Origin of the sequence: Paenibacillus sp. NPDC058367 (genome assembly GCF_042723305.1) — a bacterium.
In the GTDB taxonomy this organism is placed as follows: domain Bacteria; phylum Bacillota; class Bacilli; order Paenibacillales; family Paenibacillaceae; genus Paenibacillus_AQ.
The window spans coordinates 1-26,672 of sequence record NZ_JBHXIZ010000005.1; the positions used below are offsets into that span (position 1 = coordinate 1).

Annotated in this window: 23 protein-coding genes, 8 tRNA genes and 1 rRNA gene; 31 read left to right on the plus strand and 1 reads right to left on the minus strand. The window is 46.0% G+C overall.

Translation table 11 applies throughout. The annotated features are described in order from the left end of the window. From ACFWMP_RS23300 to ACFWMP_RS23380, 17 genes are all read left to right on the plus strand, one after another. Positions 1-89 (plus strand): 23S ribosomal RNA (locus ACFWMP_RS23300); the annotation flags it as partial. Positions 90-171: 82 nt separating this feature from the next. Beyond that, a tRNA-Ser gene (locus ACFWMP_RS23305) sits at positions 172-263 on the plus strand. Positions 264-293: 30 nt separating this feature from the next. Next, positions 294-370, plus strand: a tRNA-Met gene (locus ACFWMP_RS23310). An 8-nt stretch (positions 371-378) separates the two neighbouring features. Next, a tRNA-Val gene (locus ACFWMP_RS23315) sits at positions 379-454 on the plus strand. A 33-nt stretch (positions 455-487) separates the two neighbouring features. Then, a tRNA-Thr gene (locus ACFWMP_RS23320) sits at positions 488-563 on the plus strand. Positions 564-576: 13 nt separating this feature from the next. Continuing rightward, a tRNA-Asp gene (locus tag ACFWMP_RS23325) sits at positions 577-654 on the plus strand. A gap of 65 nt (positions 655-719) precedes the next feature. Beyond that, positions 720-792, plus strand: a tRNA-Phe gene (locus ACFWMP_RS23330). 9 nt (positions 793-801) lie between these two features. Further along, a tRNA-Tyr gene (locus ACFWMP_RS23335) sits at positions 802-887 on the plus strand. Positions 888-892: 5 nt separating this feature from the next. Then, positions 893-965 (plus strand) — tRNA-Lys (locus ACFWMP_RS23340). Positions 966-1,114: 149 nt separating this feature from the next. Continuing rightward, positions 1,115-2,209 carry a PucR family transcriptional regulator gene (locus tag ACFWMP_RS23345; RefSeq protein WP_379424824.1) on the plus strand — a complete coding sequence of 365 codons (1,095 nt, stop codon included), beginning with the start codon at positions 1,115-1,117 and terminating at the stop codon, positions 2,207-2,209. A 114-nt stretch (positions 2,210-2,323) separates the two neighbouring features. After that, positions 2,324-3,445, plus strand: a complete 1,122-nt coding sequence (locus tag ACFWMP_RS23350; RefSeq protein ID WP_042123255.1) for an ABC transporter ATP-binding protein — start codon at positions 2,324-2,326, stop codon at positions 3,443-3,445. Positions 3,446-3,655: 210 nt separating this feature from the next. After that, entirely contained in the window at positions 3,656-4,594 is a 939-nt protein-coding gene (hprK, locus tag ACFWMP_RS23355) for an HPr(Ser) kinase/phosphatase (RefSeq protein ID WP_042183988.1), read from the plus strand. A 12-nt stretch (positions 4,595-4,606) separates the two neighbouring features. Then, entirely contained in the window at positions 4,607-5,638 is a 1,032-nt protein-coding gene (gene lgt / locus ACFWMP_RS23360) for a prolipoprotein diacylglyceryl transferase (RefSeq protein WP_042183990.1), read from the plus strand. A gap of 5 nt (positions 5,639-5,643) precedes the next feature. After that, the gene (gene ppaX / locus ACFWMP_RS23365) at positions 5,644-6,300 is read left to right on the plus strand and encodes a pyrophosphatase PpaX (protein WP_076286834.1); all 657 of its coding nucleotides are present in this window, start codon (positions 5,644-5,646) and stop codon (positions 6,298-6,300) included. Beyond that, the gene (locus ACFWMP_RS23370; protein ID WP_179281711.1) at positions 6,297-6,806 is read left to right on the plus strand and encodes an acyltransferase; all 510 of its coding nucleotides are present in this window, start codon (positions 6,297-6,299) and stop codon (positions 6,804-6,806) included. The genes ppaX and ACFWMP_RS23370 overlap by 4 nt, the downstream gene beginning before the upstream one ends. Before the next feature lie 293 nt (positions 6,807-7,099). Next, on the plus strand, positions 7,100-8,296 hold the full coding sequence (locus ACFWMP_RS23375) for an acyltransferase (protein WP_379424825.1): 1,197 nt from the start codon (positions 7,100-7,102) through the stop codon (positions 8,294-8,296). 42 nt (positions 8,297-8,338) lie between these two features. Then, positions 8,339-9,493: an acyltransferase gene (locus ACFWMP_RS23380; RefSeq protein WP_379424826.1), complete on the plus strand. Its 1,155-nt coding sequence runs from the start codon at positions 8,339-8,341 to the stop codon at positions 9,491-9,493. Positions 9,494-9,565: 72 nt separating this feature from the next. Here ACFWMP_RS23380 and gntK read toward each other — a convergent pair whose 3' ends face one another. Continuing rightward, a complete protein-coding gene (gntK, locus tag ACFWMP_RS23385; protein ID WP_339248359.1) occupies positions 9,566-11,095 on the minus strand; it encodes a gluconokinase in 1,530 nt (509 codons plus the stop codon). A gap of 379 nt (positions 11,096-11,474) precedes the next feature. On the opposite strand from gntK, the gene ACFWMP_RS23390 reads away from it, so the two are divergent. From ACFWMP_RS23390 to ACFWMP_RS23455, 14 genes are all read left to right on the plus strand, one after another. Then, a complete protein-coding gene (locus ACFWMP_RS23390; protein ID WP_042193089.1) occupies positions 11,475-12,692 on the plus strand; it encodes an ATP phosphoribosyltransferase regulatory subunit in 1,218 nt (405 codons plus the stop codon). A 69-nt stretch (positions 12,693-12,761) separates the two neighbouring features. Continuing rightward, positions 12,762-13,400 carry an ATP phosphoribosyltransferase gene (gene hisG / locus ACFWMP_RS23395; protein WP_042123270.1) on the plus strand — a complete coding sequence of 213 codons (639 nt, stop codon included), beginning with the start codon at positions 12,762-12,764 and terminating at the stop codon, positions 13,398-13,400. Between the two features lie 36 nt (positions 13,401-13,436). Continuing rightward, on the plus strand, positions 13,437-14,747 hold the full coding sequence (gene hisD / locus ACFWMP_RS23400; protein ID WP_042184000.1) for a histidinol dehydrogenase: 1,311 nt from the start codon (positions 13,437-13,439) through the stop codon (positions 14,745-14,747). Next, positions 14,734-15,342, plus strand: a complete 609-nt coding sequence (gene hisB / locus ACFWMP_RS23405) for an imidazoleglycerol-phosphate dehydratase HisB (RefSeq protein WP_036687073.1) — start codon at positions 14,734-14,736, stop codon at positions 15,340-15,342. Before hisD ends, hisB begins: the two co-directional genes overlap by 14 nt. Before the next feature lies 1 nt (position 15,343). Then, positions 15,344-15,967, plus strand: a complete 624-nt coding sequence (gene hisH / locus ACFWMP_RS23410; RefSeq protein ID WP_379424827.1) for an imidazole glycerol phosphate synthase subunit HisH — start codon at positions 15,344-15,346, stop codon at positions 15,965-15,967. Between the two features lie 42 nt (positions 15,968-16,009). Further along, entirely contained in the window at positions 16,010-16,747 is a 738-nt protein-coding gene (gene hisA, locus ACFWMP_RS23415) for a 1-(5-phosphoribosyl)-5-[(5-phosphoribosylamino)methylideneamino]imidazole-4-carboxamide isomerase (RefSeq protein ID WP_379424828.1), read from the plus strand. 755 nt (positions 16,748-17,502) lie between these two features. Next, complete coding sequence (gene hisF / locus ACFWMP_RS23420; protein ID WP_339244238.1) at positions 17,503-18,261, plus strand: imidazole glycerol phosphate synthase subunit HisF; 759 nt, start codon at positions 17,503-17,505, stop codon at positions 18,259-18,261. Then, positions 18,258-18,974, plus strand: a complete 717-nt coding sequence (gene hisIE, locus ACFWMP_RS23425) for a bifunctional phosphoribosyl-AMP cyclohydrolase/phosphoribosyl-ATP diphosphatase HisIE (protein ID WP_379424829.1) — start codon at positions 18,258-18,260, stop codon at positions 18,972-18,974. Before hisF ends, hisIE begins: the two co-directional genes overlap by 4 nt. A gap of 15 nt (positions 18,975-18,989) precedes the next feature. Next, positions 18,990-19,817, plus strand: coding sequence for a histidinol-phosphatase HisJ (gene hisJ / locus ACFWMP_RS23430; RefSeq protein ID WP_379424830.1), 828 nt, complete (start codon positions 18,990-18,992; stop codon positions 19,815-19,817). 23 nt (positions 19,818-19,840) lie between these two features. Continuing rightward, positions 19,841-20,791, plus strand: a complete 951-nt coding sequence (locus ACFWMP_RS23435; RefSeq protein WP_042123288.1) for a ribose-phosphate diphosphokinase — start codon at positions 19,841-19,843, stop codon at positions 20,789-20,791. A 234-nt stretch (positions 20,792-21,025) separates the two neighbouring features. Beyond that, a complete protein-coding gene (locus tag ACFWMP_RS23440) occupies positions 21,026-22,762 on the plus strand; it encodes a tetratricopeptide repeat protein (protein ID WP_076286824.1) in 1,737 nt (578 codons plus the stop codon). A 40-nt stretch (positions 22,763-22,802) separates the two neighbouring features. Next, the gene (gene trxB, locus ACFWMP_RS23445; protein WP_149647951.1) at positions 22,803-23,756 is read left to right on the plus strand and encodes a thioredoxin-disulfide reductase; all 954 of its coding nucleotides are present in this window, start codon (positions 22,803-22,805) and stop codon (positions 23,754-23,756) included. 308 nt (positions 23,757-24,064) lie between these two features. After that, entirely contained in the window at positions 24,065-25,492 is a 1,428-nt protein-coding gene (uxaC, locus tag ACFWMP_RS23450; protein ID WP_379424831.1) for a glucuronate isomerase, read from the plus strand. Between the two features lie 57 nt (positions 25,493-25,549). After that, the gene (locus ACFWMP_RS23455; RefSeq protein WP_379424832.1) at positions 25,550-26,548 is read left to right on the plus strand and encodes a LacI family DNA-binding transcriptional regulator; all 999 of its coding nucleotides are present in this window, start codon (positions 25,550-25,552) and stop codon (positions 26,546-26,548) included. The last annotated feature ends 124 nt before the right edge of the window (positions 26,549-26,672 follow it).

Below are 26,672 nucleotides of genomic sequence, written 5' to 3' on the forward strand. Positions count from 1 at the left end.
CCTTGAAGACGACGAGGTAGATAGGTTGGAGGTGGAAGTGCAGTAATGCATGGAGCTGACCAATACTAATCGGTCGAGGGCTTATCCTATACTTAATACGCAAATTCAATTCGGATTCAGTTTTCAGGGAGTCAAATTCCTGTTTGGATTGCTGTGGTACTGATATCGTTTGGAGAGATACCCAAGTGGCTATAAGGGGACCCTCTGCTAAGGGGTTAGACTGCGTAAGCGGTGCGTGGGTTCGAATCCCACTCTCTCCGCCATTTTCAATCCATAGCATTTCTAATTATTGTGGCGGTGTAGCTCAGCTGGCTAGAGCGTACGGTTCATACCCGTGAGGTCGGGGGTTCGATCCCCTTCGCCGCTACCATAATACCTGGAGGCTTAGCTCAGCTGGGAGAGCATCTGCCTTACAAGCAGAGGGTCGGGGGTTCGATCCCCTCAGCCTCCACCATTATTACTTTTTAAGAAATACTTTTTACACCGTGCCGGTGTAGCTCAACTGGTAGAGCAACTGACTTGTAATCAGTAGGTTGGGGGTTCAAGTCCTCTCGCCGGCACCATTATTATCAATGCGGAACCGTGGTGTAGTTGGCCTAACATGCCTGCCTGTCACGCAGGAGATCGCGAGTTCGAATCTCGTCGGTTCCGCCATTTTTTCCACAAGACTAGGGTGGGAAGTATAATACTACCACTTTATTTTTATGTCAATTTAATATGGCTCGATAGCTCAGTCGGTAGAGCAGAGGACTGAAAATCCTCGTGTCGGCGGTTCGAATCCGTCTCGAGCCACTTTTCCCTGGGGGATTAGCGAAGTGGCCAAACGCATCAGACTGTAAATCTGCTCACGTACGTGTTCGGTGGTTCGAATCCATCATCCCCCACCATTTATGAGCCATTAGCTCAGTTGGTAGAGCACCTGACTTTTAATCAGGGTGTCGAAGGTTCGAGTCCTTCATGGCTCATCCCAAACAGAAAGTCATCACCTTATGGTGGTGGCTTTTTTTGTGTTTTATGGTTGTATTATAGTAGCGCGCTACTGTAGCGATTAACATAATATAAGAGAATATGCTAAAATAGGCGAAAAGAGCAAAAGTGGTGGAGCATGGTGACTATGGATAGTGAGACATTGCGGAAAAAATTAGAGCAGCTCACCGGAAAGAGAACCGGAATCAAGCAGTTAGGGAGGCAGCATTCAGCTTCTCTTTTTAGCATGGGATTAGAAGGACAGGATCAGCTGGTAATCCATGAGGGTCATCTCTGGGCACCTTTGTATGAGAGTGACGGACGTATAACCGCTGTCTGGGTAGAAATGGAGGGGCTCACCTCTCTGGAAGTACAACTGGTCAACTATGCAGTTCGAAATTTTGCTATTGCACTTAAAGCTACAGGGCTTAGAGAAGAAGGTGAAGTGGAGGCGCGGCAGCTTGGCGCTTGGTTGAACACGGAGCTAGAGCAAGAGAAGAATGACACTGAAATTCCCGATGAGATCACCCTAAAGGGACGTCTATTCGGAGATATGGTTCCATTCCTCCTTAGTAGTGAGATTGCCCATAGTCCACAGATCTCTTATCGTTCACTGATGAAATTACTGCGTAGCTATTTTGAGAACGAAATTCTGCTCATTCCCCTTCAAGAGAAGGAATGGTTAATTTTAGCTCGTAAAGAATTACTTACGGGCGGGGATGATAAGGATGATGAAGAAGAGAGTGTGGATGATCTTCTAGCACAGACTAGTATGGGGTTACATGAGCTGATAGCTAGTGAATGGGTAGGAGTATTCCATTTGGCAGTAGCTCCGGCTATAGTCCCTGTTAAGGGATTGACTGGATCTGTAGCTTTGCTCAGGGAGACGATTGTACTCGGTCGTATTTTTCAAGTAGGAGAGTATATTCATTTACCTTGGGAACTGCATTTGGAACGTCTGGTTAACAGCATTCCTGATGTACGCCGCAAACAGTTGCTTGGACAAATTGGTGACTACTCCTCTGTACTATCAGATAAAGAAATGCTGCTGACTTTGGAGACCTTTTTTGAGATGGACTGTAATGTAAGTGAAACCGCCAAGAAGTTGTATATCCATCGAAATACGCTGCTTTACCGTCTGGATAAGATAAAACAAGAGACCGGAGCAGATGTACGAAGCTTTGGGGACGCTGCTATTGTGAAGCTTACTATGCTTTTGTATAAAGTGACGAAAAGGAAATAGGTTTTTTGTGAACCTTACAAATAGCCATAGTGTCCCGACTGGGGTAATATAAATGTACAAGGAAACAGAATTTTTATATTAACTAATTAATAATTAACTCGAGGGGGAAATACAATGGCAGGCGTACGTTTAGAGCATATTTTCAAAAAATACCCGGGTTCAGATAAAGCAACAGTAATCGATATCAATCTTGATATTAAAGATAAGGAATTTCTAGTATTGGTTGGACCTTCCGGTTGCGGTAAATCCACAACTTTGCGTATGATCGCTGGTTTGGAAGAAATCTCCGAAGGTAAAATGTACATTGGCGATCGTGTAGTTAATGACGTTGCACCTAAAGACCGCGATATCGCGATGGTATTCCAATCCTACGCCCTGTATCCGCATATGAGCGTATACCAAAACATGGCTTTCGGTTTGAAACTTCGTAAAGTGAAGAAGGATGAAATCGACAAGAAAGTTCGCGAAGCTGCTAAAATTCTTGATATCGAGCATTTGCTAGATCGTAAACCAAAAGCGCTTTCCGGTGGTCAACGCCAACGTGTCGCTTTGGGACGCGCTATCGTACGTGATCCACAAGTCTTCTTGATGGATGAGCCTCTTTCCAACTTGGATGCTAAACTTCGTGGTCAAATGCGTGCTGAAATCACTAAACTGGTTAAGCGCCTTGAAACTACTTGTATCTACGTAACGCATGACCAAACAGAAGCTATGACAATGGGTGATCGCATCGTAGTTATGTATGATGGTATCATTCAACAAGCAGCTTCCCCTGAAGAGTTGTACAATGAACCTACAAACTTGTTCGTAGCTGGATTTATCGGATCCCCTACAATGAACTTTATCAATGGTACTTTGTCCGAAGTGAGCGGTTCTATCCGTTTCCGTGCTGAGAACCTTGATGTTGAAGTACCAGGCGGAAAAGCTCAAATCATCCGCAACAAAGGTTACATCGGTAAAGAAGTAATCATGGGCGTTCGTCCAGAAGATATCCATGAAGAGCCAGTATTCTTGGAAGCTTCCCCGAACACAATCTTCACTTCATTGGTTGATGTTACTGAAAACCTTGGTCACGAAATGCTCCTTTACTTGAGCGGCCTTGGTAAATCTACTGTAATCGCTCGTGTAGATGGACGTTCCACTACTCGCGAAGGCAGCAAGCCTAAATTGGCTATTGATATGAACAAAATTCACTTCTTTGATAAAGAATCCGAAGCTAACATTTTGTTGGGATAAGATTGTAAAGATCTTTTCTCTCTTGATAAAGCCACCCGAAAGGGTGGCTTTATTGTTTAGATGGCCCCTGTTTGGTTAGGCGCTAAGATTGCATTCATAAGCGTTATCAATTAAGATAGCAGGAGAATTACCTCCGGAATGTAAAGAGATCGCTGCCAACCGGACGCAGTAAGCGGACAAATACCGCAGGTGACGAAAGGACGAAATTACATGGCTAAGAAAGTAAAAGTATCTGAATTGGTACAGCATTTTCAATTAGAGGTTATTTCCGGCCAGGAAGGTCTAAAGAGACCCATTACGGTCGATGACCTGAATCGCCCTGGACTAGAGATTGCTGGTTATTTTGAATATTATCCAGAAGAACGTGTTCAATTGCTAGGCAAAACAGAACTCGCTTTTTTCTCCATGCTGCCCGAAGCTGAGCGGAAAAGCCGACTTCGTGGAATTTGCAATGATAACACACCTTGTATTGTAATTACACGTGGTTTAGAAGTGCCTCAAGAGTTAATTGACATAAGTAATGAAAAGGCTCTTCCTGTGCTTCGCAGCTCGATGGCTACGACTATTTTCTCCAGCCGTTTGACGAGCTTCCTAGAAGGAAAATTAGCTCCTACAGCGACTATTCATGGCGTACTTTGTGATGTATATGGTGTAGGTATGCTAATTACGGGTAGTAGTGGGATTGGTAAAAGTGAAACAGCCCTTGAGCTTGTAAAACGCGGTCATCGATTGATTGCTGATGATGCCGTAGAAATCCGTCAGACTTCAGATAACCAGCTGCATGGTACAGCCCCTGAGTTAATCCGTCATTTACTGGAGATCCGTGGAGTAGGTATCATTAATGTAATGACACTTTTTGGTGCGGGTGCCATTCGTAATCATAAACGGATTACACTTGTTGTTAGATTGGAAGCTTGGCAGCAAGACAAGCAGTATGATCGACTTGGACTTGATGAGGAAACGACACGGATTATTGACACTGATGTTCCGCTTGTAACGATTCCCGTACGCCCAGGACGTAACCTTGCAGTTATTATAGAGGTTGCAGCGATGAACTATCGCCTGAAACAAATGGGCTTTAATGCAGCCCTGCAGTTCACGAATAAGCTAACTGCGACCATATCTGAAGATATGGATGATCTCGATTAGGAGTGTGAGAGAATGTTCCCATTAGCACTAAATCCTATTGTCTTCTCAATTGGATCACTGCAAGTACACTGGTACGGATTAATACTAGGTTTCGGTGCACTCGCGGGGTTATTTCTTGCGATCCGCGAGGGCAAACGGTTTGGTATACCACAAGAATTCTTTATGGATATGCTGCTGCTAGGTGTGCCTTCGGCCATTATTGGGGCACGGATTTACTTTGTAGCGTTTAAATGGGAGGATTATAAGGATAATTTAATAGATGTCTTTAAGATCTGGAATGGTGGCATCGCCATTTACGGTGCGTTAATTGGAGCCATTATTTGCGGAATTATTTATTTCCGCTATAAAGGCTACCCCTTCTGGCGTATCGTTGATATTTGTGCACCTGGACTACTTGCAGGTCAAATGATTGGACGCTGGGGAAACTTTGTCAACCAAGAGGCATACGGCAGCGTGGTTGAAGAGTCTTTTTTACGGGATAAACTGCATTTACCTGACTTCATTGTGAACCAAATGTACATAGGGGATGCTTTTCATCATCCGACCTTCTTGTATGAATCTCTTTGGAGCTTACTGGGTATCGCGCTACTAATGGTTCTTCGTCGTCAGAAGTTTGTGCGAGCCGGTGAGATCTTCATGTCTTACTTTATATGGTATTCCATCGGTCGTTTCTTCATTGAAGCCATACGTACGGACAGCTTGGCCTTTAATGGAAGTGCAGGCTTGGCATCCTTTATGAACGGATTGTGGAAACCGATGGAATGGTTAGGCTTTGAGCAAGGATACTTGGACCCAAGCTATGGAAATATTCGTATTTCTCAGCTGCTTGCTCTACTGATCATCGTCGCAGCTGTACTGCTTATCATTATTCGTAGGGTCACTGGAGAGCCTAAAGCACATTATTCTGATCCTATCGTATGTACTAAACCGATCAAAGCAGATACCATAGTGCCTGAAAGCGCAGTAAATACACCGCAGAAAGCTCGTCACGGGGCTCAACCTGAGCAAGGACAGCCTGCGGACGGAGATAAGAAGGAGCAGTAAAGCTTATGATAGAATGCGTTCTTTTTGATCTAGATGGAACGATTGTCGATACGAATGAGCTAATTATTAGTTCGTTTATGTACGCGCTGAAGGACAATGGTCTAGCTCCACTCACTAGGGAAGAGATTATTCCGCATATGGGCACAACCCTTCAGCAACAGATGAGAGTCTTCTCTGGACTTGAGGATGTAAGTGGTGCGCTTGAGAAATCCTACCGTTCTTATAATTATGAACATCACGATGAGTTAGTACGTCCCTTTCCTCAAGTGAATGAGACAATGGAAGAGCTCTTACGTCGTGGAATTAAAATGGGGATTGTGACTACAAAAATTCGTCCAACAACGATTAAATCGCTTGAGATGTTTGATTTGCTAAAGTACATGGATACGATTGTGACGGTGAACGATGTTACTGAACCAAAGCCACATCCAGAGCCTGTTCTGACAGCAGTCAATAACCTTGGCGTTGATCCTCGTAAAACACTGATGGTGGGTGACAGTACGGTTGATATTCAGTCAGCAAAAGCTGCTGGTGTATATGCGGCTGGAGTATCGTGGTCTTTAAAAGGCGAAGAGACTCTCCGCAAGTATGATCCCGACTATATCATCCATAACATGAAAGATATTATAGAAATTGTGGAGCGAGGAACGAGTGAATCGTGAGAAACGTAACCCGATATCCTGTAGAAGGTCATAACTCACTTTGGTACATTTACCGTACGGTCAGCCCGTGGAAGGGTGTCCGCAACTTTATTTTTATTCAGATTGCCCGTTATTGCCCGATTCTACCGTTAAAGAACTGGATCTATCGTCGGATTCTCGGGATGAAGGTAGGCAAGCATACCTCCTTCGGTCTGATGGCGATGGTAGATGTATTTTTTCCGGAAAAAATAACGGTGGGTGAGAACTCTATTATCGGTTATAACACGACGATTCTGGCGCATGAGTATTTAATCAAGGAGTATCGCCTGGGAGAAGTAGTGATTGGTGAAAATGTATTGATTGGCGCGAATACAACGATTCTTCCCGGTGTAACCATCGGTGATTGGGCAGTTGTTGCCGCAGGATCAGTAGTACACAAGAACGTGGCGGCTGGCTCTTTTGTAGGAGGCAATCCACTGCGAGAGCTACGTCCAGCTTCATCGGAAGATTCTTCGGAACAAGTGTAAAAGATGCTTCGTAAACCCTGCAGTTTCATATTGCGTTTTTTTAGCGCAGGATCTGCAGGGTTTCTTGCGTCTTGGAGAAGCATATTAAGAAAACTTTAAGATCTTCTTAAGTTTTTTATTCGGATGTAGGCGGTATAATTAACCTTAGTAATCACGTAAATCCCACGCTAGGCATTCAGCGTCAAATATCAGAATGTAAATTCAGCAAGTGCAGACTTCCTGGTATGTTCAGTTTCCACATTCCGCTTAGCGTCTCTATGAACAACCATCATAGTAGAGAAGAGGAATTTAATATGAATACTGTGAGACAGGAAAGGCTGCCCCAGCTGGATATTTTCAGAGCTCTAGCTATATTAGGTGTGCTGCATGTGCATGCCTCATCTTTTGCTGCTGGAGAGCAGGCACTGCATTCACCTTATTATTACTGGCTGAACTGGATTAACATTTTCTTTAAATTCGGTACGCCCTCATTTATTTTCCTTAGCAGCTTCGTATTGTTTTATAATTATTATGGTCGTCCTGTGACACGTAGCTTGATCATTAATTTCTACCGTCGGCGATTAAAGTATATCTTACTGCCTTATTTGCTAGCTTCTATGGGCTATTATGCACTAACTCTATATGTGAACGGACGATTGATGCAGAGCCTTGGAGATAACTTGTTAAGCTTTTCTAGAGCGTTATTCTCGGGTTCCGCATATGCGCATTTGTATTTTGTCTTTATTAGCATTCAGTTTTATTTGCTTTTTCCAGTGCTGCTTAAGCTACTGCAGAGTTCCCGCTTCTTAATGAAATGGGCGATACCGGTGGGTTTGGCGCTTCAGTGGGGTTTTATTTTTTGGAATAAGTACGAACTGCACATTGTTGAAAAAGGGAGCTTGGCGATCTCCTACCTGGCCTATTATATGATGGGTGCTTATCTCGCCATTCACTTTGAGAAGGTGAAGCTGTGGCTGATAAAGCCATGGAGTGAGCTGGCTGCCAAGCAAAAGAGATGGACTGCCTTATTAGTGAGCTTGTGGTTAATTGCAGCCTTTATCCATGTGCAGCTATGGTATGTAGCCCGCCATTTTGGGGTGTGGACGGATTCGCTGTGGTACGAGCTGTTATGGAATGTTCATACGATGTTATCGGCATTGGTTCTGTTGTACGCTACATTTTTGCTTTATCGAAAGGCCCCTCGTGTGATCGTTGCTTTCTTGACTCGTTTAGGTGAGTTGTCATTTGCAATTTATTTGATTCATCCGCTATTGCTGGCGATATATCGCAGGTTCCGATATCATATTCCCCTCGAATCGCTAACTTATGTTTTCTTCATCTATGGAGGACTTGTAGTTGCACTGGGAGGAAGCTGGTTCATGGTGCAGTTTGCTTTTCGCCGAATTCCTAAGTCATGGATCTTCTTGGGAAGTGTTCCTCGGTCTCTAGAGTCTAGTTCCAAGGTAAAGTCAGGACATGCCTCGGAGGAGATGAGGAAGGTTAATACTTGATTTGGCATCATTTTGATGCGGAGCTTAACAGGAGGAAAGATAATGAGACAAAAAGAAAGAATTCCGCAGCTGGATATTTTTCGAGCGATTGCTATTTTTACAGTGCTAGCTATTCATGCTACTTCGCGAACGTTGGCGGAGACACTAGGTACAAACATGTTTCATCCGTTCTTATTTATTAATAAATTCAGCCAGTTCGCTGTACCTTCATTCATATTTTTGAGTGGGTTCGTGCTGTTCTATAACTATATTGATCGTCCTCTGGGCGGAAAGACGCTGGGGAAGTTCTACAGTAGAAGGCTGCTTTATATTATCGTGCCTTATGTACTATTTTCACTGTTGTATTTTGCATTAAAAATGACGGCGGGACATACATGGAGTTTACCTCCAGGGGAGATGGCTTCTAAGCTTTGGAAGTATTTGTGGACAGGAACAGCATACACGCACTTGTATTATATTATTATCATTATTCAGTTCTATGTATTGTTTCCACTCATTCTGTGGTGTCTGCAAAAGGTTCGTCGTCTGGCGGCTTGGGCACCGCTAATCGGATTGATTCTACAATGGGGTTTTGTGCTGCTGAATAAATACATGACTAATAACGGGTATTGGCAGTTGTCCAAGGGCAGTCTGGCAATCACTTATTTCTCGTATTTCTTGCTGGGTGCTGGGATTGCAGTATATTATCCTTCTTTGAAAAAATGGCTGGTACCTTCACGTGAAGGCTGGCGTGCCGGTAAAGGTCCGGTATGGATTACGTTGTGGTTGTTGTGGATCGTAGCTGGGGTTGTTCATGTTGAGCTATGGTTTAACAACTATACGAAGAAAACAGTCATCAATAGTTTATGGTATGAAGGATTCTCTAACCTTCATGCGCTACTCTCTTGTGTGGTGTTGCTACAAGTCTCCTTCTTATTGTACGGAGCGGGCCGAAGCTTGCTCACAAGACTGTTGTTATCTGCCGGAGCTTGCTCTTTTGGAATCTATTTACTGCATCCGTTACTACTGTTTTTCTATAGAAAATTACCGTTTCACGGGGGTTCTCTTGCATATACCGCAGCGATTGCTGGGGGTTGGCTCTTTGCGTTGTTAGGTTCATGGGTGGTAGTGGCCTTTGCCTTCCGATATATTAAATCGGCTTGGATCATCTTCGGCTCGGGTCCACAGAAAGCAAAAGCAGAATCTAAAAGTGCATAGTCTATTGCAAGGAAATATAAAAGCGTCGGTTTTCCCACATATGTGGGCAGGCCGACGCTTTTTATTTTTGCCTTATTCTCCAGCTTGTTCTCGCTGAAATTCTGCAATGGCTTGATACTGGCTTTCGAGACTACGGTAGACAGAAATATAGATCGGCAGCAGCTGCTTGTATATTTTGGTATGTTCATCCAATGGATCATGTTTATAGGTTGAACCAATCATGTCAAACACCACATCAAATGAATCTACACGACCCGTAGCATAAAGGCCAAGTACAACCGCACCGAGGCAGGAGCTCTCGATACTCTCCGGAATGACAACCTCCTGATCAAAGATATCAGCCATCATCTGCCGCCACACTGAGGAGCGGGCGAAACCGCCTGTGGCAAGGATTCTGCTTGGGCGTCCGATTTGCTCTTCCATAGCAAGGAGAACCATATACATATTGAAGATTACGCCCTCTAGTACTGACCGAATCATATGCTCCTTATGGTGGTTCATAGTAAGGCCAAAGAAGGAGCCCCGAGCATCCGGATTCCACAGCGGTGCTCGTTCTCCAGTCAAGTAAGGATGGAATAAAAGTCCACCGCTTCCCGCAGGAACTTGCTCTGCAATGCGAGTCAGAACCTCGTAAGGATCAATGCCTAGTCGTTTGGCGGTTTCAACTTCAGAGGCCGCGAACTCGTCACGTACCCAGCGGAACAGCATGCCACCATTATTGACGGGGCCTCCGATCACCCAATGTTTTGGGGTTAAGTTATAACAGAAGGTCCGTCCTTTGGGATCGGTGAGCGGGTGATCGACTACGGTACGAATTGCTCCACTCGTACCAATCGTAGCGGCCACTACACCGGGCTCAATTGCGCCTACGCCGAGGTTGGACAGGACGCCATCACTGGCGCCAACAACAAATGGAGTTGTAGGGAGCAGCAAAAGCTCCTCTGCCAGACCAGGGAGCAGCCCTTGCATAATCTGCGTGGTGGGAACAAGCCGCGAGAGTTGATCTGTTGTAATGTGGGCAATCTCCAAAGCTTCTTTATCCCATTCTAGATTCTCCAGATTGAGCATGCCTGTGGAAGAGGCAATGGAATGATCGATGATGTATTCGCCAAACAGTCTTGCGAATATGTATTCTTTTATGGAAATAAATTTATAGGTTTGTTGGAACACTTCTGGATGTTCTTCCCGAAGCCACATTAGCTTGGTGATCGGAGACATTGGGTGTATAGGTGTACCTGTGCGTAGATACAATTCATGGCCGTTTAGCTCATCCTTCAAACGAAGTGCGCATCCGGCACTGCGATTATCAGCCCATGTGATGCAGGCAGTTAGGGCCTTACCCAGTTTATCAACTGCAATGACACTGTGCATGGCAGAACTGAAGGAGACGAAAAGGATTGCATCCGCAGATACACCGCTTTGCCGCATAACTTCAGAGATAGTATGGAAGACTGCACTCAGGATTTGTTCTGGGTCCTGCTCCGCTATTGAGGGTGAGGGCTGATGTAAGGGATATCCTACATTAGCTTGTGCAGCTATGGCTCCTTTTTCCTCGAAGAGAACTGCTTTGGTACTTGTAGTTCCAATATCAACGCCAATCATATAGGATTTAGTCACGCATTAGCCCTTCTTTCTAGTTGTAAGTAGATTTTTAGAACACTAATTACAGAATTATGAAGTACAATCATATTAGCTCATTATAGTATTGGATAAACGTGGAGGCAAAATAAAGGGATTCCCAAGTATTGGTTCGAAGTACATAAGTGTTTGATTTAGATTTTCTTTGTGAACAATTCAACCTAGGTAGACAAGCTTTAAGCATACAAGCATTAGAATTGAAGTCATAGCTTTACCCCGTTAGATTGACGAAAAAGCAGTGACCATGATACGATATTGAAAATACTTTAATTTGTTACCACTTTACCATAGTAAAGTAAATATAAACAGTATCTAATGATAACTGACGAGGTGAACAATGAAGATGTCCAAACCAAAGGGATTTGAGAAGCCGTCCGGCGTTCGGGACTATCTGCCCCGGGCTGTAACGAAATTACGCAAAATTGAGAATGATGTACTGCATTGCATGAGTCGCTGGGGTTATCAGCAAATGATGACTCCGACGCTAGAATATTACGATACAGTTGGCGTGGCTAGCTCTACGTCCGACCAAAAGCTTTATAAATTGCTCAACAATCGTGGTCAGGCGCTAGTGCTTCGTTCTGAAATGACAGCTCCGGTTGCCCGTGTTGTGGCATCTTTATTAAAGGATGAGCCATTGCCATTGCGGTTGTCCTATCACGCTAATGTTTTTCGTGCCATTGAGGAAGAAGCAGGGCGGGAAGCGGAGTTTTTCCAGACAGGGGTCGAGCTGGTAGGTGACGATTCACCTGAGGCTGATGCTGAAGTAGTGGCGCTCGCAATTTCATCTTTACAGGCTGCGGGTGTGAAATCTTTTAAAATCGCTATGGGGCATGTAGGCTTTCTGAATGGTTTATTTCAAGAGGCACTTCCACAATTGCCGGAGGCTCAGGAGGAGCTCAAAAGTCATTTGTTGGGCCGTGACTACGTCTCTTTTCGGGAGACCTTACGCCGGCTGGATCTGACGGAAGCTCAGAAGAATGAACTGGATGGACTGTTACGTTTGCGTGGAGGCAAGGAGATTTGTGGACAGGCGCTGGAGCTTAGCGATCATCCGCTTGCCCGTCATTCGATAGATCATTTATGCAAGGTGTGGGAGGTACTGGTCTCTTACGGCGTATCACAGCATGTGCTGATCGATCTGACGATGATCGGGGACTTCTCTTATTATACAGGGATGACTTTCGAAGGCTATGCAGCGGAATTAGGGTTTCCGGTATGTAGTGGAGGCAGATATGATAATCTCCTTCAGCAGTTTGGACGTCCGATCCCTTCTACAGGTTTTTCTTTAAAAACGAATCGTATTCTCGATGGTGTGGCTGGATCGAGCGAAGAGGAAGAGCTGCCTATCTTGATCCAATATGATGCTACTCGCAGAAAAGAAGGTCTGGAAGAGGCAACACGCTTACGGTCGGAAGGGCACGCAGTAGTGACTAGACTGGCAGCAGGTCCAGAAGAGCTTGAAACGGTGAAGCGTCTAGATACGGATACGATCGAAGCAGATGGTATGCGGTACGGCGAAATCTATACCTTTGTATCTTTTGTAAGTGAGCATGGCTGAGATATCGCTAGCAAGAATGAGCGGTTAAGATAAATTTTGTATGGAAATGGAAAAGGAGGCAACTTAACGATGGCACAGATTTTGAAGGTCGCTATGCCAAAAGGTCGGATTTATGAAAAGGCTGCTGAGCTGTTCCGCCAGGCAGGTCTCCCGATTCCACCGGATGGTGAGGCATCCCGCAAGCTTGTTATTCCGCTGCCTGAGGCAGGCATGGAATTTATATTAGCTAAACCAGTAGATGTACCTACATATGTAGAATATGGTGTGGCCGACATTGGAATCGTGGGCAAGGACGTATTGCTGGAGGAAGATCGTGATGTATATGAGCTGCTTGATCTTGGCATCGCTCGATGCCGGATGTCGATCATTGGATTGCCGAACTGGCAGCCGGGGATTCAGCAGCGTGTAGCGACGAAATATCCGAATGTGGCTTCAAAATATTTTCGGGAGCAGGGACAGCAGGTTGAAGTCGTGAAGCTGAATGGTTCAATTGAGCTTGCGCCGCTGATTGGTCTCGCTGATCGTATCGTGGATATGGTAGAGACGGGCCAAACGCTGCGGGATAACGGATTAATTGAAATGAAGAGCATATTCGAAATTACGAGCCGTCTTGTGGCCAATCGTGTGAGCTATCGGATGAAAAATGAAGAGATACAGCAGCTGTGTGACCGACTACAGGCGGTTATAGGGGAACCAAATTTGCGGTAGGTGACAGATGTTAAGGGGTAAAGGGAGGAACCGGCGATGAAGGTTGTATCGAGCAAGGATTTTAAGCTAGAGCGAGAAGTCGAGTATGGAACGCCAGAACAAAATCAGGCGGTAAAGGAAATTGTGACCGCGATTAAAAAAGAAGGAGACACGGCACTTCTTCGCTACACGGCGCAATTTGATCGGGTCACGCTTACGCCGAATCAGCTGAGGGTAACGCCGGAAGAGCTTCAGGCGGCGTATGGTCGAGTAGAGGAATCTTTCGTATCCGCTATTCAAGCAGCCGCAGCCAATATCCGGGCTTTTCATGCTAGACAGAAACGGAATTCGTGGATGGATTTGCAGCCCGATGGCACTATTCTGGGACAGATTATTCGTCCGCTGAAGCGGGTAGGGGTATATGTTCCTGGTGGTAAGGCAGCTTATCCTTCCTCGGTGCTGATGAACGTGATCCCTGCACAGATCGCAGGCGTGCCGGAGATCGTTATGGTAACCCCGCCATCCACCGGCGGCAAAGAAGGGATTGATCCTTACATCCTGGTTGCTGCTGCAGAAGCAGGGGTGAATGAAATCTACCGTGTGGGCGGAGCGCAGGCGGTAGCTGCTTTGGCTTTTGGGACGGAGAGCATAGCGCCGGTAGATAAGATATGTGGGCCCGGCAACATATACGTCGCGCTAGCAAAACGCGAGGTATATGGCGCCGTGGACATCGACAGTATCGCGGGACCAAGCGAGATTGTCGTGCTCGCAGATGAGACCGCTGAGCCGGCCTATGTCGCAGCGGATCTGCTCTCGCAGGCCGAGCATGACGAGATGGCCTCAGCGATTCTAGTCACGCCATCGCAGAGCTTGGCGGATAGCGTGGCTGCTGAAGTGGAGCGTCAGCTACAGGAGCTGCCGCGACAGGCGATCGCCCGTTCATCCGTAGAAAATTACGGGGCGATCATTGTTGTGGAATCTATGGAGGAGGGAATCTCCGTAGTGAATCGGTTGGCACCAGAGCATCTAGAGATTGTTGTCGAGGATCCAATGGGCCTTGTGGGCAGCATCGAGAATGCTGGGGCGATCTTCCTGGGAGCGTATAGCTCGGAGCCTGTGGGCGACTATTTTGCCGGACCGAATCATATTATCCCGACCAATGGTACGGCACGCTTCTCGTCGCCAGTGGATGTGGATGATTTTATAAAGAAATCAAGTCTGATCTATTACAGTAAAGAAGCCCTCCTGCGGGATGGGAAGACCATTATAGAGCTGGCACGTCGCGAAGGGTTAGAGGGCCACGCACGAGCTATTGAGATTCGACTCAAGAACGAAGGAAAAGGTGGAGACGGATATGGAGAACAATAATGAACAGGCCTTGCGCCAAGCAGGATTAAGCCGTAAAACAAACGAGACGGATATCAAGCTGTCTCTTAACGTAGATGGAAGTGGAGTTTCCGAGCTGGAGACGGATGTTCCTTTTCTGAATCATATGCTGGACCTATTTACGAAGCACGGCCAGTTTGACCTGTCAGTACAGGCGCGAGGAGATATCGAAATTGATGATCACCACACGGTTGAAGACATCGGGATCTGCCTAGGTCAAGCGCTGCACGAAGCACTTGGTGATAAAAAGGGAATCAAACGTTATGCGAGTGTTTTTGTACCGATGGATGAGGCGTTGGCGCAGGTTGTGATCGATATCAGCAATCGCCCACACTTTGAATATCGTGCAACGTATCCTTCACAGCAGGTGGGAAGCTTTTCGACGGAGCTTGTTCAGGAATTCTTATGGAAGTTCGCACTGGAAGCTCGGATTACGCTGCATGTGATCGTACACTACGGTTCTAACACACATCACATGATTGAGGCTGTATTCAAGGCGCTCGGACGGGCACTCGATGAAGCGACACTGATTGATCCACGTGTGAAGGGTGTGCCTTCTACGAAGGGAGTGCTGTAGCATGACTGTTGCAATCGTCGATTATGGCATGGGCAACCTGCACAGTGTGAGCAAGGCGGTAGAACGTCTCGGTTATGAGTGTGTAGTGACGGGGGAAGCCGAGCAAATTCTCGCTGCTGATAGTGTCATTCTGCCTGGTGTCGGTGCATTTGGCGATGCGATGGAGCAGCTGCGGGAAAGTGGTTTGGATCGTGTGGTCAAACAGGTAGCTGCCGGAACCCAGCCGCTGCTAGGAATCTGTCTTGGTATGCAACTACTGTTTTGCAGCAGTGAAGAGCATGGCAGCCATGAGGGACTTGATATTCTCTCAGGCTCGGTGGTGCGTTTCGCTCCTAGAGATGGCTATAAGGTACCGCATATGGGTTGGAACAAGCTGAGCTTTAGGCAGCCGCAAAGTCCGCTTTTTGCAGATCTTGATGAGGGTCATGTGTACTTTGTGCACTCTTATCATGCGCTTGTAGCGAATGAGAGTGATCTGCTGGCTGTCACCGATTATGGTTACCCAGTCACAGCTATTGTGGGGCAAGATAATGTGTTCGGCATGCAGTTCCATCCTGAAAAAAGTGGGGAGCTGGGAATCAAGCTGCTGGGCAATTTTTTGAAATTAAAGGGAGAGCGGGCGTAAGCCGCGCTATAAATATAATGTAACGAAAGTGGGGAGCGCCAAATGTCTTCTTTTATTGTATATCCGGCGATTGATATCCGGGATGGAAAATGTGTCAGGCTGCAGCAAGGGGATTACAGTCAGGAAACGATATACAATGATAGCCCACTGGAGGTGGCAAAATCATGGGAAGAGCAAGGCGGAAAGTTCATTCATTTGGTGGACTTAGATGGCGCGAAAGCAGGTCATCCTGTGAATGATGCGATTATCGGCGCTATTGCTGCTAATGCTAATGTGCCTGTTCAGGTGGGCGGTGGCCTTCGTAATCTTGCGGACGTGGAAAAATTGCTTGGGCTTGGCGTTAGTCGGGTTATTATCGGAACTGCTGCGATTAACGATCATGCTTTTACTGAAGCGGTATTGGCTAAATACGGTGATAAAGTAGCTATCGGCATTGATGCGCGCAACGGTTATGTTGCGACACATGGCTGGTTGAACACCTCTGAAGTACGTGCTGAGGATCTGGCTAAGGAATTGGCTGCAAAAGGAGCCGAGACGTTCATTTACACCGACATCTCCCGCGACGGGATGATGCAGGGTCCGAACGTGGAGGGCATTGTGTCCATGGCGAAGGTCAGCGGTAAAACGGTGATCGCCTCCGGCGGAGTCACCAGTCTTGATGATCTGTTACGTCTGAACGTACACAGCGGCATCGGTGTGGGCGGAGCTATTGTTGGCAAGGCGTTGTACACGGGCAATATTGATCTTTCCAAAGCTTTGCAGGCGCTCGGGCAGAAGTAGTGCTGAGTATGTGCGTTAGTTGACGAACCTGACTAATTAACTCGTTCTTACTCTGTGAAAAGTCTCATTTAGGGGTGCTGGTTGCATTTTGTGCAATAGAAAGCTGCTTAAAGAAGCTGAATGCTTATCTGACTGCACTTTGTACAATCCAAACAGTTCAAAGCTCTTATTTTTGTGGATTTCTCAGGAATCTATTGCACGAAATGCAACAGACGGCACAATTAGATTGTTTGAGGTCGATTCTATTGTACAGAATGCAATAGAACGTTGAACTAGGCTAATAAGCCACTAAGCTATTGAGCGACGAAGGTGGTTTCAGCTTAAGCCTGATGTGGGAACTGCTGCAATAAGTTAATTAAGCGGCAGGTTGGGCATTATCCTTTGATAGTATAAGTGTACTTCATACAACTATTGTTCCAATTCAGAATCCTTTAGCTAATTTAATTGTATTTCGTGCAGCTATAAATGAGAGTTGAGCTTATTTCTAAGCTCATTCTCAGATTTAATTGTACGAAATGCAATTAAACGGAGGGCTTGCTGGACGAGCGGTGAAATAACTGCACATTGTGCAACTAATTATGCTTATTATTTCATGAGCGCAAGCCCACAGGCCGCCTATATGAATGTGGTCTTGCGGTTGTCGCGAGCCCGTCGTCCTGCTAGGAGCAAGAATCGTGGGAACAAAGTGATTATAGAGTGAGTGGAGCGGGATTTAGGGGATCGAAAAAGCCTTTGCAATAAAGGAGGGATTTATTATGTTAGCAAAACGTATCATCCCCTGTCTTGACGTTAAGGACGGACGGGTAGTCAAAGGCGTTAACTTTGTGAATCTGCGTGATGCCGGAGATCCGGTTGAGCTGGCGGCGCTGTATGACCGTGAGGGTGCAGATGAGCTTGTGTTTCTCGATATATCGGCTTCCGTAGAAGGCCGGGCGACCATGATTGAGGTTGTGCGGCAGACCGCAGGTGAAATCGCCATTCCTTTTACAGTGGGTGGCGGGATCTCTACACCTGATGATATGAAGCGGATTCTTCGTGCAGGTGCAGACAAAATCGGCATTAATACGGCTGCTATCACTAATCCACAGTTAATTTTGGAAGGTGCACGCCGTTTTGGCTCTCAATGTATTGTGGTAGCAATAGATGCTAAATATAACGAGGCATTTGGTGAATGGGAAGTGTATACGCATGGTGGTCGCAAGCCCACTGGCATCCGTGCTCTGACCTGGGCCAAGGAAGCTGAAAAGCTGGGTGCAGGCGAGATTTTGCTCACAAGTATGGATGCAGATGGGACGAAAGATGGCTTCGACCTGAAGCTGACCTCAGCAGTAAGCAATTTACTTAGTATTCCTGTGATTGCTTCTGGCGGCGCTGGGAAGAAGGAGCATTTTTACGATGTATTTACGGAAGGGAAAGCCGATGCGGGACTGGCGGCGACCATTTTTCACTATAAAGAGATTGCCATTAACGACTTAAAGGCTGACTTGAAGCAAAAAGGGGTAGAGATCCGATGAGCGAAACAGAAAAGAATACATCCATTAGCCAAAAAGAAGCGCTGGCCGGCATTCGCTGGAATGAAGCGGGGTTGGTGCCTACCGTTGTGCAGGATGCTAACACACTAGAAGTTTTGATGGTTGCTTATATGAATTCGCAATCGTTGCAGCTCTCGTTGGAAAGTGGCCAGACCTGGTTCTGGAGCCGCTCACGCAGTGAGCTTTGGCACAAAGGTGGAACCTCAGGCAACACACAAGCGATTACTTCCATAGCCTATGATTGCGATAGTGATACACTGCTCGTGAAGGTTGTCCCTGAAGGACCAGCTTGCCATACTGGAGCTACGTCATGCTTTTTCCGTGACATTCCTTTGAATAACCAAGCTGAGGAATCTCAGAAATCGGTAGCCACTAGCCTTACGGATGCTGAGCGTTTTGCTGTTCTTGGTGAGCTGGAGCGCGTGATTGCTGAGCGGGAAGTAGAGCGTCCGGAAGGCGCGTATACAACTTATTTGTTCGATAAAGGTGTCGATAAGATCCTTAAGAAGGTAGGCGAAGAAGCCTCTGAAACGATTATTGCCGCCAAAAATAAAGATAATGCCGAGCTGCGTCTTGAAGTTAGTGATCTGATCTACCACTTACTAGTACTGCTACAAGAGCGCAAGCTTCCGCTGGATGAAATCATGGAAGAGTTGAGTACCCGCCACGAGCGCCCACGCCGGGACCAGTACTAGGGAGGGAACTGACGGATGCATATCGATTACCACACGCATCATGAGCGCTGCGGTCATGCCGTGGGCAAGCTTGAGGAGTATGTGCAGCGTGGGATACAGCTTGGTCTTCAGCAGCTAGGGTTATCCGACCACTTGCCGCTCATCCATGTTGATCCCGCTAGCTATTACCCTGAAATGGCCATGCCAATGGCTGAACTGCCTCGTTATGTGGAGGAATGTCTGACGCTGAAGGAACGCTACCGCGGAGTCATAGACCTGCGGGTAGGGCTGGAAGCAGATTATATTGAAGGCTACGAGGATCAAATTCGTGAGATTTTATCTCCTTACCCATGGGATTATCTGATAGGCTCTGTGCATTTTCTCGGGGAGTGGGATATCACAGATTATCGACAGGTTGATGGCTGGGAAGGCAAGGATGAACTAGAGGTATATCGCCTTTATTATGATGCTGTAAAGAAGTCGGCGTTATCAGGATTATATGATATTATAGGACATATGGATGTTATTAAACGGTTCGGCTATGGTCCTCAGACACCAGAAGGTAAAGCAGAGGTGAGAACGCTGGAGCTGGAAACCTTAAAGGTTATAGCGGATAGCGGAATCGCCATGGAGCTGAATGCTTCAGGACTTACCAAGCCATGTGCTGAGATGTTCCCGGCGGAGCATCTGCTACAGGAAGCTTTTAAGCTCGGTATACCGCTTACGCTTGGCTCGGATGCACATGACCCTGCCAAGCTTGGTGACGGCTTGCAAGAGGCACGTAGCATGCTTTGGCACACAGGCTTCCGTGAGCTGGCTGTATATGAGGGACGCCGTCGTACCACTGTTCCGTTCAAACTATAATTTATAATCCGCAGGAGGGTATTATGCATCATCAACAATTACGTATTTTTTCCGGTTCGTCGAATCCAAAGCTGGCGGCAGATATTGCAGAGCGACTTGGTGTTGAATTGGGGCAGATTAAGCTGACCCGTTTCATGAGCGGCGAGATTTACGTGCATTACGAAGAGAGCATCCGGAACTGCGACGTATTTTTGGTGCAATCCCTATCCCATCCCATTAATGAGATGTTCGTGGAACTGCTCGTGATGATAGATGCTGCTAAACGGGCATCAGCACGTACAGTTAACATTATTGTGCCGTATTATGGATACGCTCGACAGGAACGTAAGTCTGCACCTCGTGAACCGATCTCGGCTAAGATGGTAGCTGATGTACTTACGACCGCGGGCGCAACCCGTGTAATTACTATCGATTTGCATGCAGCGGCAATTCAAGGCTTTTTCAACATTCCGGTCGATCATTTGACTGCTCTCGATTTGATCAGCAGCCATTTGAAGGCCAAGGCTATGTCTGATTTGGTCATTGTTTCTCCGGATGCGGGACGTGCATCTATGGCTGAGAAGCTCGCAAATAAGCTGGATTCACCTTTTGCCATTATGATCAAGAAGCGTCCAGCCCATAATGAATCTGTAATCACTCATGTCATTGGTGATGTCGAGGGACGTACACCGATCATTATCGAGGACCTTATTGATACAGGGACTACCATCGTGAATGTGGTTGAGGGTCTGAAAGAGAGAGGTGCGAAGGACAGTATCGTCTGTGCAACGCATGGATTGTTCTCAGGACCTGCGCTGCAGCGGCTTGACCATCCCTCTGTTCAGGAAGTGGTCATTACGGACTCTATTGCACTGCCAGATGATCATTCAAGTCGGTTTACGGTCTTATCGGTGGCACCGATGCTTGCACAAGCTACACGTATTATTCTTGAGGGCGGTTCGATCGATAAGCTTTTCAGAGACGCGGGAATTTAATTCCCCGTCTTTTTTATTTTTATGTGAAAAAGTTGCTGTTTGTGGAGTGGTAGAGTCTTTCTCAATTTGAGAATCTCGCGGTCACATGTGGTATACTGTGTGAAGATAGCCGCACCCATAAAGGGAACGGAATAGCGATTAAGTTTGGAGCTCCGGTATACCCCATTGGGCGCCGTCCTCCTATTTTTTCGTTAGTATAAAAGGAAGCTTCTTATAAGGGGGTGCCTTGCTTCCATGATGGAGAGAACTTCAGAGTATGAGGAGAATGGTAATGTTATTCCTGTCACTCTGAATGCCAATTTTTTCTTTGAAAGAGCCGTTCGGTCCTTGGATCGCTTTCAATATGATAAGGCATTAAAGAATTTTCGCAAAGCTGTAGAGTACGAACCGGAGAACCCGGTAAATCATTGTAACGTAGCAGGTGTATTATCAGAGATGGGTAATTATGAGGCGTCTAACGACATTTTGACCCATGTGCTGGAGAATATTGATCCTGGAATGACGGAATGTTATTTCTATATGGCTAACAACTTCGCCAATATGGAAAGCTATGAGGAGGCAGAACGCTCACTCGTTACTTATCTCGAAGAAGATGTGAACGGTGAATTTCTAGCCGAATCGGAAGAGTTGATGGAACTTCTGCAATATGAGCTCGATCGTCCTGCACCACTTATCCGGATTAGAAGCCGGGAAGGGGTAATAGAGCATGAGCGGGCCCGAGCGCTGTTGGAGGAAGGCAAGTTTACACAAGCCGTAACTTTGCTTGAAGAGATTGTGAGCAATACGCCAGACTTCTTGGCGGCGCATAACAATCTAGCCCTTGCGTATTTCTATATGGGTCGTTTTACCAAAGCCAAAGAATGCATTATGCGGGTGCTTGAACAGGACTCTGGGAATTTGCACGCACTTTGTAACTTGGCGATCTTTTTGCAGTATGAAGGTGACCGCGGGCAACTTGCTGGATTATTACGTCTGCTAGAGACGACTATTCCTTTTCACCAGGAGCATTTATTCAAGATGGCCACTACGATGGGGATTCTGGGACGGCATAGAACCGCCTATGGTCATTTTCGGCGCCTGCTGAAAGATGAGGAAGTCGGCGGTGACGCCAGTTTGTACCATTACTGTGCGGCAGCAGCAAGTAATAGCGGTCTCTATGCAGAGGCTCAGCGTTGCTGGCAAAAAGCTGCTAAGCTGGATCCGGAATCGGCTGTGCCGAGATTTTTTCTGGCCCAACTGCAGCAAGCACAGGGGGAAGGCAAGGCGTTGTCTCCAATCAGTTACAACTATCAGCTCCCCTTTCAAGAGCAGCTGAAGCTGTGGAAAGACAACAAAGGCAGCTTTGCTGAAGAGGTGCGGAACAATCCGCTGCTTCGATCTTCCTTCTTCTGGGCACTTCGCTACGGTGATGCCAATACGAAGCTTCAGGTTACGGAAGCTCTGCGCTGGATTGAAGATGAAGAAATGTCCGAGATTCTACAAGGACTTCTGAAGCAACAGCCATTGCAGGAAGAAAAGCTGCAGGAAGCTGCGCTTCTGAGCCTACAGCGACTGATTGGTAGTGTTCCGGAGGAAAATGTACTTCAGGAAGCCAAAGAAACTTCTAATGCGCGTCTGAAGGGATTGCCAGAATGGAGAGAAGATTGGCAAAAAGTCATCGACCAGACGGTAAGTATGATGGACCGGAGATTTGATGCCGTCCAGAAAAAAGATGCTGAATTACTTTGGAAGCAATTCGTGAGTAGCATATATCCAGATGTTCCTTTTATCCGTCAAACGGAAGGCTGGTGTGCTGCCTTAGAATATCTGATCGCAAAAATGCATAACCTTCCAGTCACCTACCGCGAGGTAGCTCAGCGTTATGACGTATCCGTGTCGATGGTCAGCCGTTATGCTCGGCGTATCGATGATGAATGTAGTTTTCAGGGAAGTGTGAGCGACAGTCTTCCCCCGTTTACTGAAAATATCTAAATTCTTGATGCATAAACCCTATTGTGAGGAGGCCACTGTTATGTACAAAACGATTGTAATCGGAACAGGCCCGGCCGGGCTTACTGCTGCTATTTATTTGGCACGTGCCAACCTTAACCCACTTGTAATTGAAGGGATGCAGCCAGGTGGACAACTGACAACGACAACGGAAGTGGAGAATTTTCCAGGTTTTCCCGAAGGGATTCTCGGCCCGGATTTAATGGACAACATGCGGAAGCAGGCTGAACGTTTTGGTGCTGAATTCAAGAATGGTTGGGTGGATTCAGTGGATTTTTCACAGCGTCCATTTAAAGTGACAGTAGATGGTTTGGGTGTATTAGAGGCAGAGTCGGTAATTATCTCTACCGGTGCTTCTGCCAGATATTTAGGAATACCAGGGGAGCAGGAGAATGTGGGCCGTGGGGTCAGCACTTGCGCTACTTGTGATGGCTTCTTTTTCCGGAACAAGAAGATTATCGTGGTCGGTGGTGGTGACTCTGCGATGGAGGAAGCCAGCTTCTTAACAAGATTTGCTTCTAGCGTAACCGTGGTTCATCGTCGTGATGAGCTCAGAGCTTCAAAGATTATGCAGGACCGCGCACGCGATAACAGTAAGGTTGTGTGGGCACTTAACCGTACACCGCTTGAAGTAACAACCGGCGAGTCTGGAGTTAAGGGACTGACGGTTCGCAACAATGATACAGGGCTTGAAGAACTGATCGAAGCGGACGGAGTGTTTGTCGCTATCGGTCATACGCCGAATACCGGATTCTTGGGCGGTCAGATTACGACGGATACCAATGGTTATATTGTAGTAAATCCAGGTACTACTGAGACGAACATTCCGGGTGTATTCGCTTGCGGCGACGTACAGGATACCCGTTACCGACAAGCGATCTCCGCAGCGGGCACCGGCTGTATGGCAGCAATGGACGCTGAGAAATATCTTGAGGGCACAATGGTACATGACTGGAGCGAAAACTTGGGTAGTTAATATAACTAAATTAATCGGAATGAATTCAAGCAGGTGATCCTTATTTTAAAGGGGCGCCTGCTTTTTTGTAGCAGGAAGCTGGGTGCTGTTAAAATAACTGTAAAAATGTCTTTCGAAAAGGGCTTGCGCATTTAAAAAATACGTTTACAATAAGAGATAATGTTAACGTGAACAATTTTAACATATTTAGCAACGAAATTATTGTAATTTAAAGAAATAACTAAGTTTAAATATCATAATTCAAAAAAATGTTCACGTTAAACTAATTGTAACTCCCATTATGATTATAAAGGAGCGCAGCAAATCTCATGAGCAAAAAATTCATGGATGAGAACTTCCTGTTGTCGAGCGAGACCGCCATTAAGCTGTTTCATAATCATGCGAAAGATATGCCTATTATCGACTATCATTGCCACCTCAGTCCTCAAGAAATCTATGAGAACAAGACGTTCAACAATATTACCGAAGCTTGGCTGTATGGCGACCATTACAAATGGAGAGTGATGCGGGCAAATGGTATAGAGGAGAAGTTCATTACTGGTGATGCTAGTGACTATGAAAAGTTCTTGGCATGGTCTAGAACCGTTCCTAAGATTATCGGGAATCCGCTCTATCATTGGACACATCTTGAGTTGCAGCGTTTCTTTGGAGTATATGATTTGCTAAATGAAGCTAATGCACCGAAGATTTGGGATGAAGTGAACAGACAGTTGCAAGGTGAAGGATATGGGGCAAGAGACCTAATTGTTAAATCGAAAGTAACTGTTGTTTGCACCACCGATGACCCAGTAGATTCTCTGGAATATCATGAAAAAATCAGCAGCTTGAGTGGATTCGATACCAGCGTAGTTCCGGGGTTTCGTCCAGATAAAGCCCTTGAGATTAATCGTCCTACCTTCAAGCCTTGGGTAGCTCAGCTAAGCGAAGTCTCAGGAATGGATGTTGAGAATTATGGTCAGTTTCTAGAAGCATTGGAGAGCAGAGTGAGATTCTTCCACGCCAGAGCGGGCCGTGTATCCGATCATGCTTTGGATGCAGTAATGTTTGAGCCTGCTACCTTGGAGGAAGCTACGGCTATATTCAACAAAGCTCTTCGTGAAGGCGTTGTAAGTGAGAGTGAAGAAAAGAAATATAAAGGGTTCACCCTTGTGTTCCTCGGGAAATTATATAGCGAGCTGGATTGGGCCATGCAATTCCATATCCATGCGCTGCGTAATAATAACAGTGTAATGTTCGGGCGCCTCGGTCCTGACACGGGTTATGATTCCATCAATGACGGCGTGATTGCTAAACCGCTGGCAGGTCTGCTAGATGCGCTGGATCGTGAGAATGCGCTGCCTAAGACGATTTTGTACTCACTGAATCCAAATGATAATCATGTCATTGCTGGTTTAATGGGCTGCTTCCAAGGCGGCGGAATTCCAGGGAAGATTCAATTCGGGACGGCATGGTGGTTCAACGATAACAAGGATGGCATGCTGGAACAGATGAAGACGCTGGCTAATCTAGGTGTGCTTAGCCAGTTTGTCGGAATGTTAACAGACTCCAGAAGCTTTTTATCATATACCAGACATGAGTATTTTAGAAGAATTCTATGTGATCTTGTAGGTTCTTGGGTAGAGGATGGAGAAGCCCCGGATGATATGGAACTGTTAGACGGTATGATTGAGAATATCTGTTACAATAACGCTGATCATTATTTCAATTTCTCGAAACAGGCATTGGTGACTAGGTAATCGTTATGATATCCTTACATGGAATAGCCAAACCCGTTTGATAAGGAAGGTTGACCCATGGCACCTACAATCAAGGATATCGCCAAGCTGGCGAATGTTTCACATACAACTGTATCGAGAGCACTTAACAACAGTCCCCTAATTAAAGAGGTCACACGTAAAAAAATCGCCGAGATTGCTGCACAAGTGGGTTACGTCCCCAATTACAATGCCAAAAGCCTTGTGATGCAACGTTCGTATACCATTGGCCTGTTCTTCACAAGCATTGCGAAGGGCACATCGTCCGGTTTCTTCTCTGACACGATTCGTGGTGTGAATAGGGTAGTGGATGTTGAATATAATCTGTTTATACGTGGGATCGACGATTATGCAGAGTATTCTTCTATTCATCGCAGACGTTTTGATGGAATTATTCTAATGAGTCAAAGCGAAGCAGATAATAAATTCATTTACCATGTAGTACAGCAAGGCATTCCAATCGTTGTGCTGAACCGACAAATTGATGACCGTTCCATTATCAACATCATCTCGAATGACCGGGAAGGCGCATATAATGCAGGCAAACATCTAATTGAAGCCGGGCATCAAGACATTGCGATTATTGAAGGTGTCGAGGGTTTTAAATCCACGCAGGAACGTAGAGATGGCTTTATAAAAGCATTGATTGACTATAATATTCCTGCACGTAATGACTACATAATCAGTGGTAATTACGATATGCAAAGTGGATATGAGGCGATGGGCAAGCTGCTAGATTTGGAAAAACCGCCGACGGCAGTATTTTGTTCCAATGACGATATGGCGATCGGGGCTATGAAAGCTGTGTTTGAGCGCGGGCTGCAGGTGCCAAGTGATGTTTCTATTGTTGGTTTTGATGATATTGGATTTTCGCTCTTTGCGAATCCTTCGCTTACCACAGTTAAACGTCCTATTGAGAAGATCAGCGAGCATGGAGCCCGCAAGCTGCTAAGCTTAATTAAAGAACCTTTGGAGAATGACGGGCTAACCTCCATTGATACGGAGTTTATTACGAGAGAATCGGTTAGGAAACTGTAGAAGCAAAAAGCTGCGCATAGCAGCTTGATCCTTTCACTCGTAAAGGATTTTGAATTAAAATTTTCACGTGTGCATTAATTAATAAAATATTAATATAAATATTGTATTATAAAGTATATTTAAT

Bases quoted from the DNA above. Each gene is read 5' to 3' on its own strand.
- ACFWMP_RS23345 (WP_379424824.1), top strand. From the start codon at position 1,115: ATGGATAGTGAGACATTGCGGAAAAAATTAGAGCAGCTCACCGGAAAG.
- ACFWMP_RS23350 (WP_042123255.1), top strand. From the start codon at position 2,324: ATGGCAGGCGTACGTTTAGAGCATATTTTCAAAAAATACCCGGGTTCA.
- hprK (WP_042183988.1), top strand. From the start codon at position 3,656: ATGGCTAAGAAAGTAAAAGTATCTGAATTGGTACAGCATTTTCAATTA.
- lgt (WP_042183990.1), top strand. From the start codon at position 4,607: ATGTTCCCATTAGCACTAAATCCTATTGTCTTCTCAATTGGATCACTG.
- ppaX (WP_076286834.1), top strand. From the start codon at position 5,644: ATGATAGAATGCGTTCTTTTTGATCTAGATGGAACGATTGTCGATACG.
- ACFWMP_RS23375 (WP_379424825.1), top strand. From the start codon at position 7,100: ATGAATACTGTGAGACAGGAAAGGCTGCCCCAGCTGGATATTTTCAGA.
- ACFWMP_RS23380 (WP_379424826.1), top strand. From the start codon at position 8,339: ATGAGACAAAAAGAAAGAATTCCGCAGCTGGATATTTTTCGAGCGATT.
- gntK (WP_339248359.1), bottom strand. From the start codon at position 11,095: ATGATTGGCGTTGATATTGGAACTACAAGTACCAAAGCAGTTCTCTTC.
- ACFWMP_RS23390 (WP_042193089.1), top strand. From the start codon at position 11,475: ATGTCCAAACCAAAGGGATTTGAGAAGCCGTCCGGCGTTCGGGACTAT.
- hisG (WP_042123270.1), top strand. From the start codon at position 12,762: ATGGCACAGATTTTGAAGGTCGCTATGCCAAAAGGTCGGATTTATGAA.
- hisD (WP_042184000.1), top strand. From the start codon at position 13,437: ATGAAGGTTGTATCGAGCAAGGATTTTAAGCTAGAGCGAGAAGTCGAG.
- hisB (WP_036687073.1), top strand. From the start codon at position 14,734: ATGGAGAACAATAATGAACAGGCCTTGCGCCAAGCAGGATTAAGCCGT.
- hisH (WP_379424827.1), top strand. From the start codon at position 15,344: ATGACTGTTGCAATCGTCGATTATGGCATGGGCAACCTGCACAGTGTG.
- hisA (WP_379424828.1), top strand. From the start codon at position 16,010: ATGTCTTCTTTTATTGTATATCCGGCGATTGATATCCGGGATGGAAAA.
- hisF (WP_339244238.1), top strand. From the start codon at position 17,503: ATGTTAGCAAAACGTATCATCCCCTGTCTTGACGTTAAGGACGGACGG.
- hisIE (WP_379424829.1), top strand. From the start codon at position 18,258: ATGAGCGAAACAGAAAAGAATACATCCATTAGCCAAAAAGAAGCGCTG.
- hisJ (WP_379424830.1), top strand. From the start codon at position 18,990: ATGCATATCGATTACCACACGCATCATGAGCGCTGCGGTCATGCCGTG.
- ACFWMP_RS23435 (WP_042123288.1), top strand. From the start codon at position 19,841: ATGCATCATCAACAATTACGTATTTTTTCCGGTTCGTCGAATCCAAAG.
- ACFWMP_RS23440 (WP_076286824.1), top strand. From the start codon at position 21,026: ATGATGGAGAGAACTTCAGAGTATGAGGAGAATGGTAATGTTATTCCT.
- trxB (WP_149647951.1), top strand. From the start codon at position 22,803: ATGTACAAAACGATTGTAATCGGAACAGGCCCGGCCGGGCTTACTGCT.
- uxaC (WP_379424831.1), top strand. From the start codon at position 24,065: ATGAGCAAAAAATTCATGGATGAGAACTTCCTGTTGTCGAGCGAGACC.
- ACFWMP_RS23455 (WP_379424832.1), top strand. From the start codon at position 25,550: ATGGCACCTACAATCAAGGATATCGCCAAGCTGGCGAATGTTTCACAT.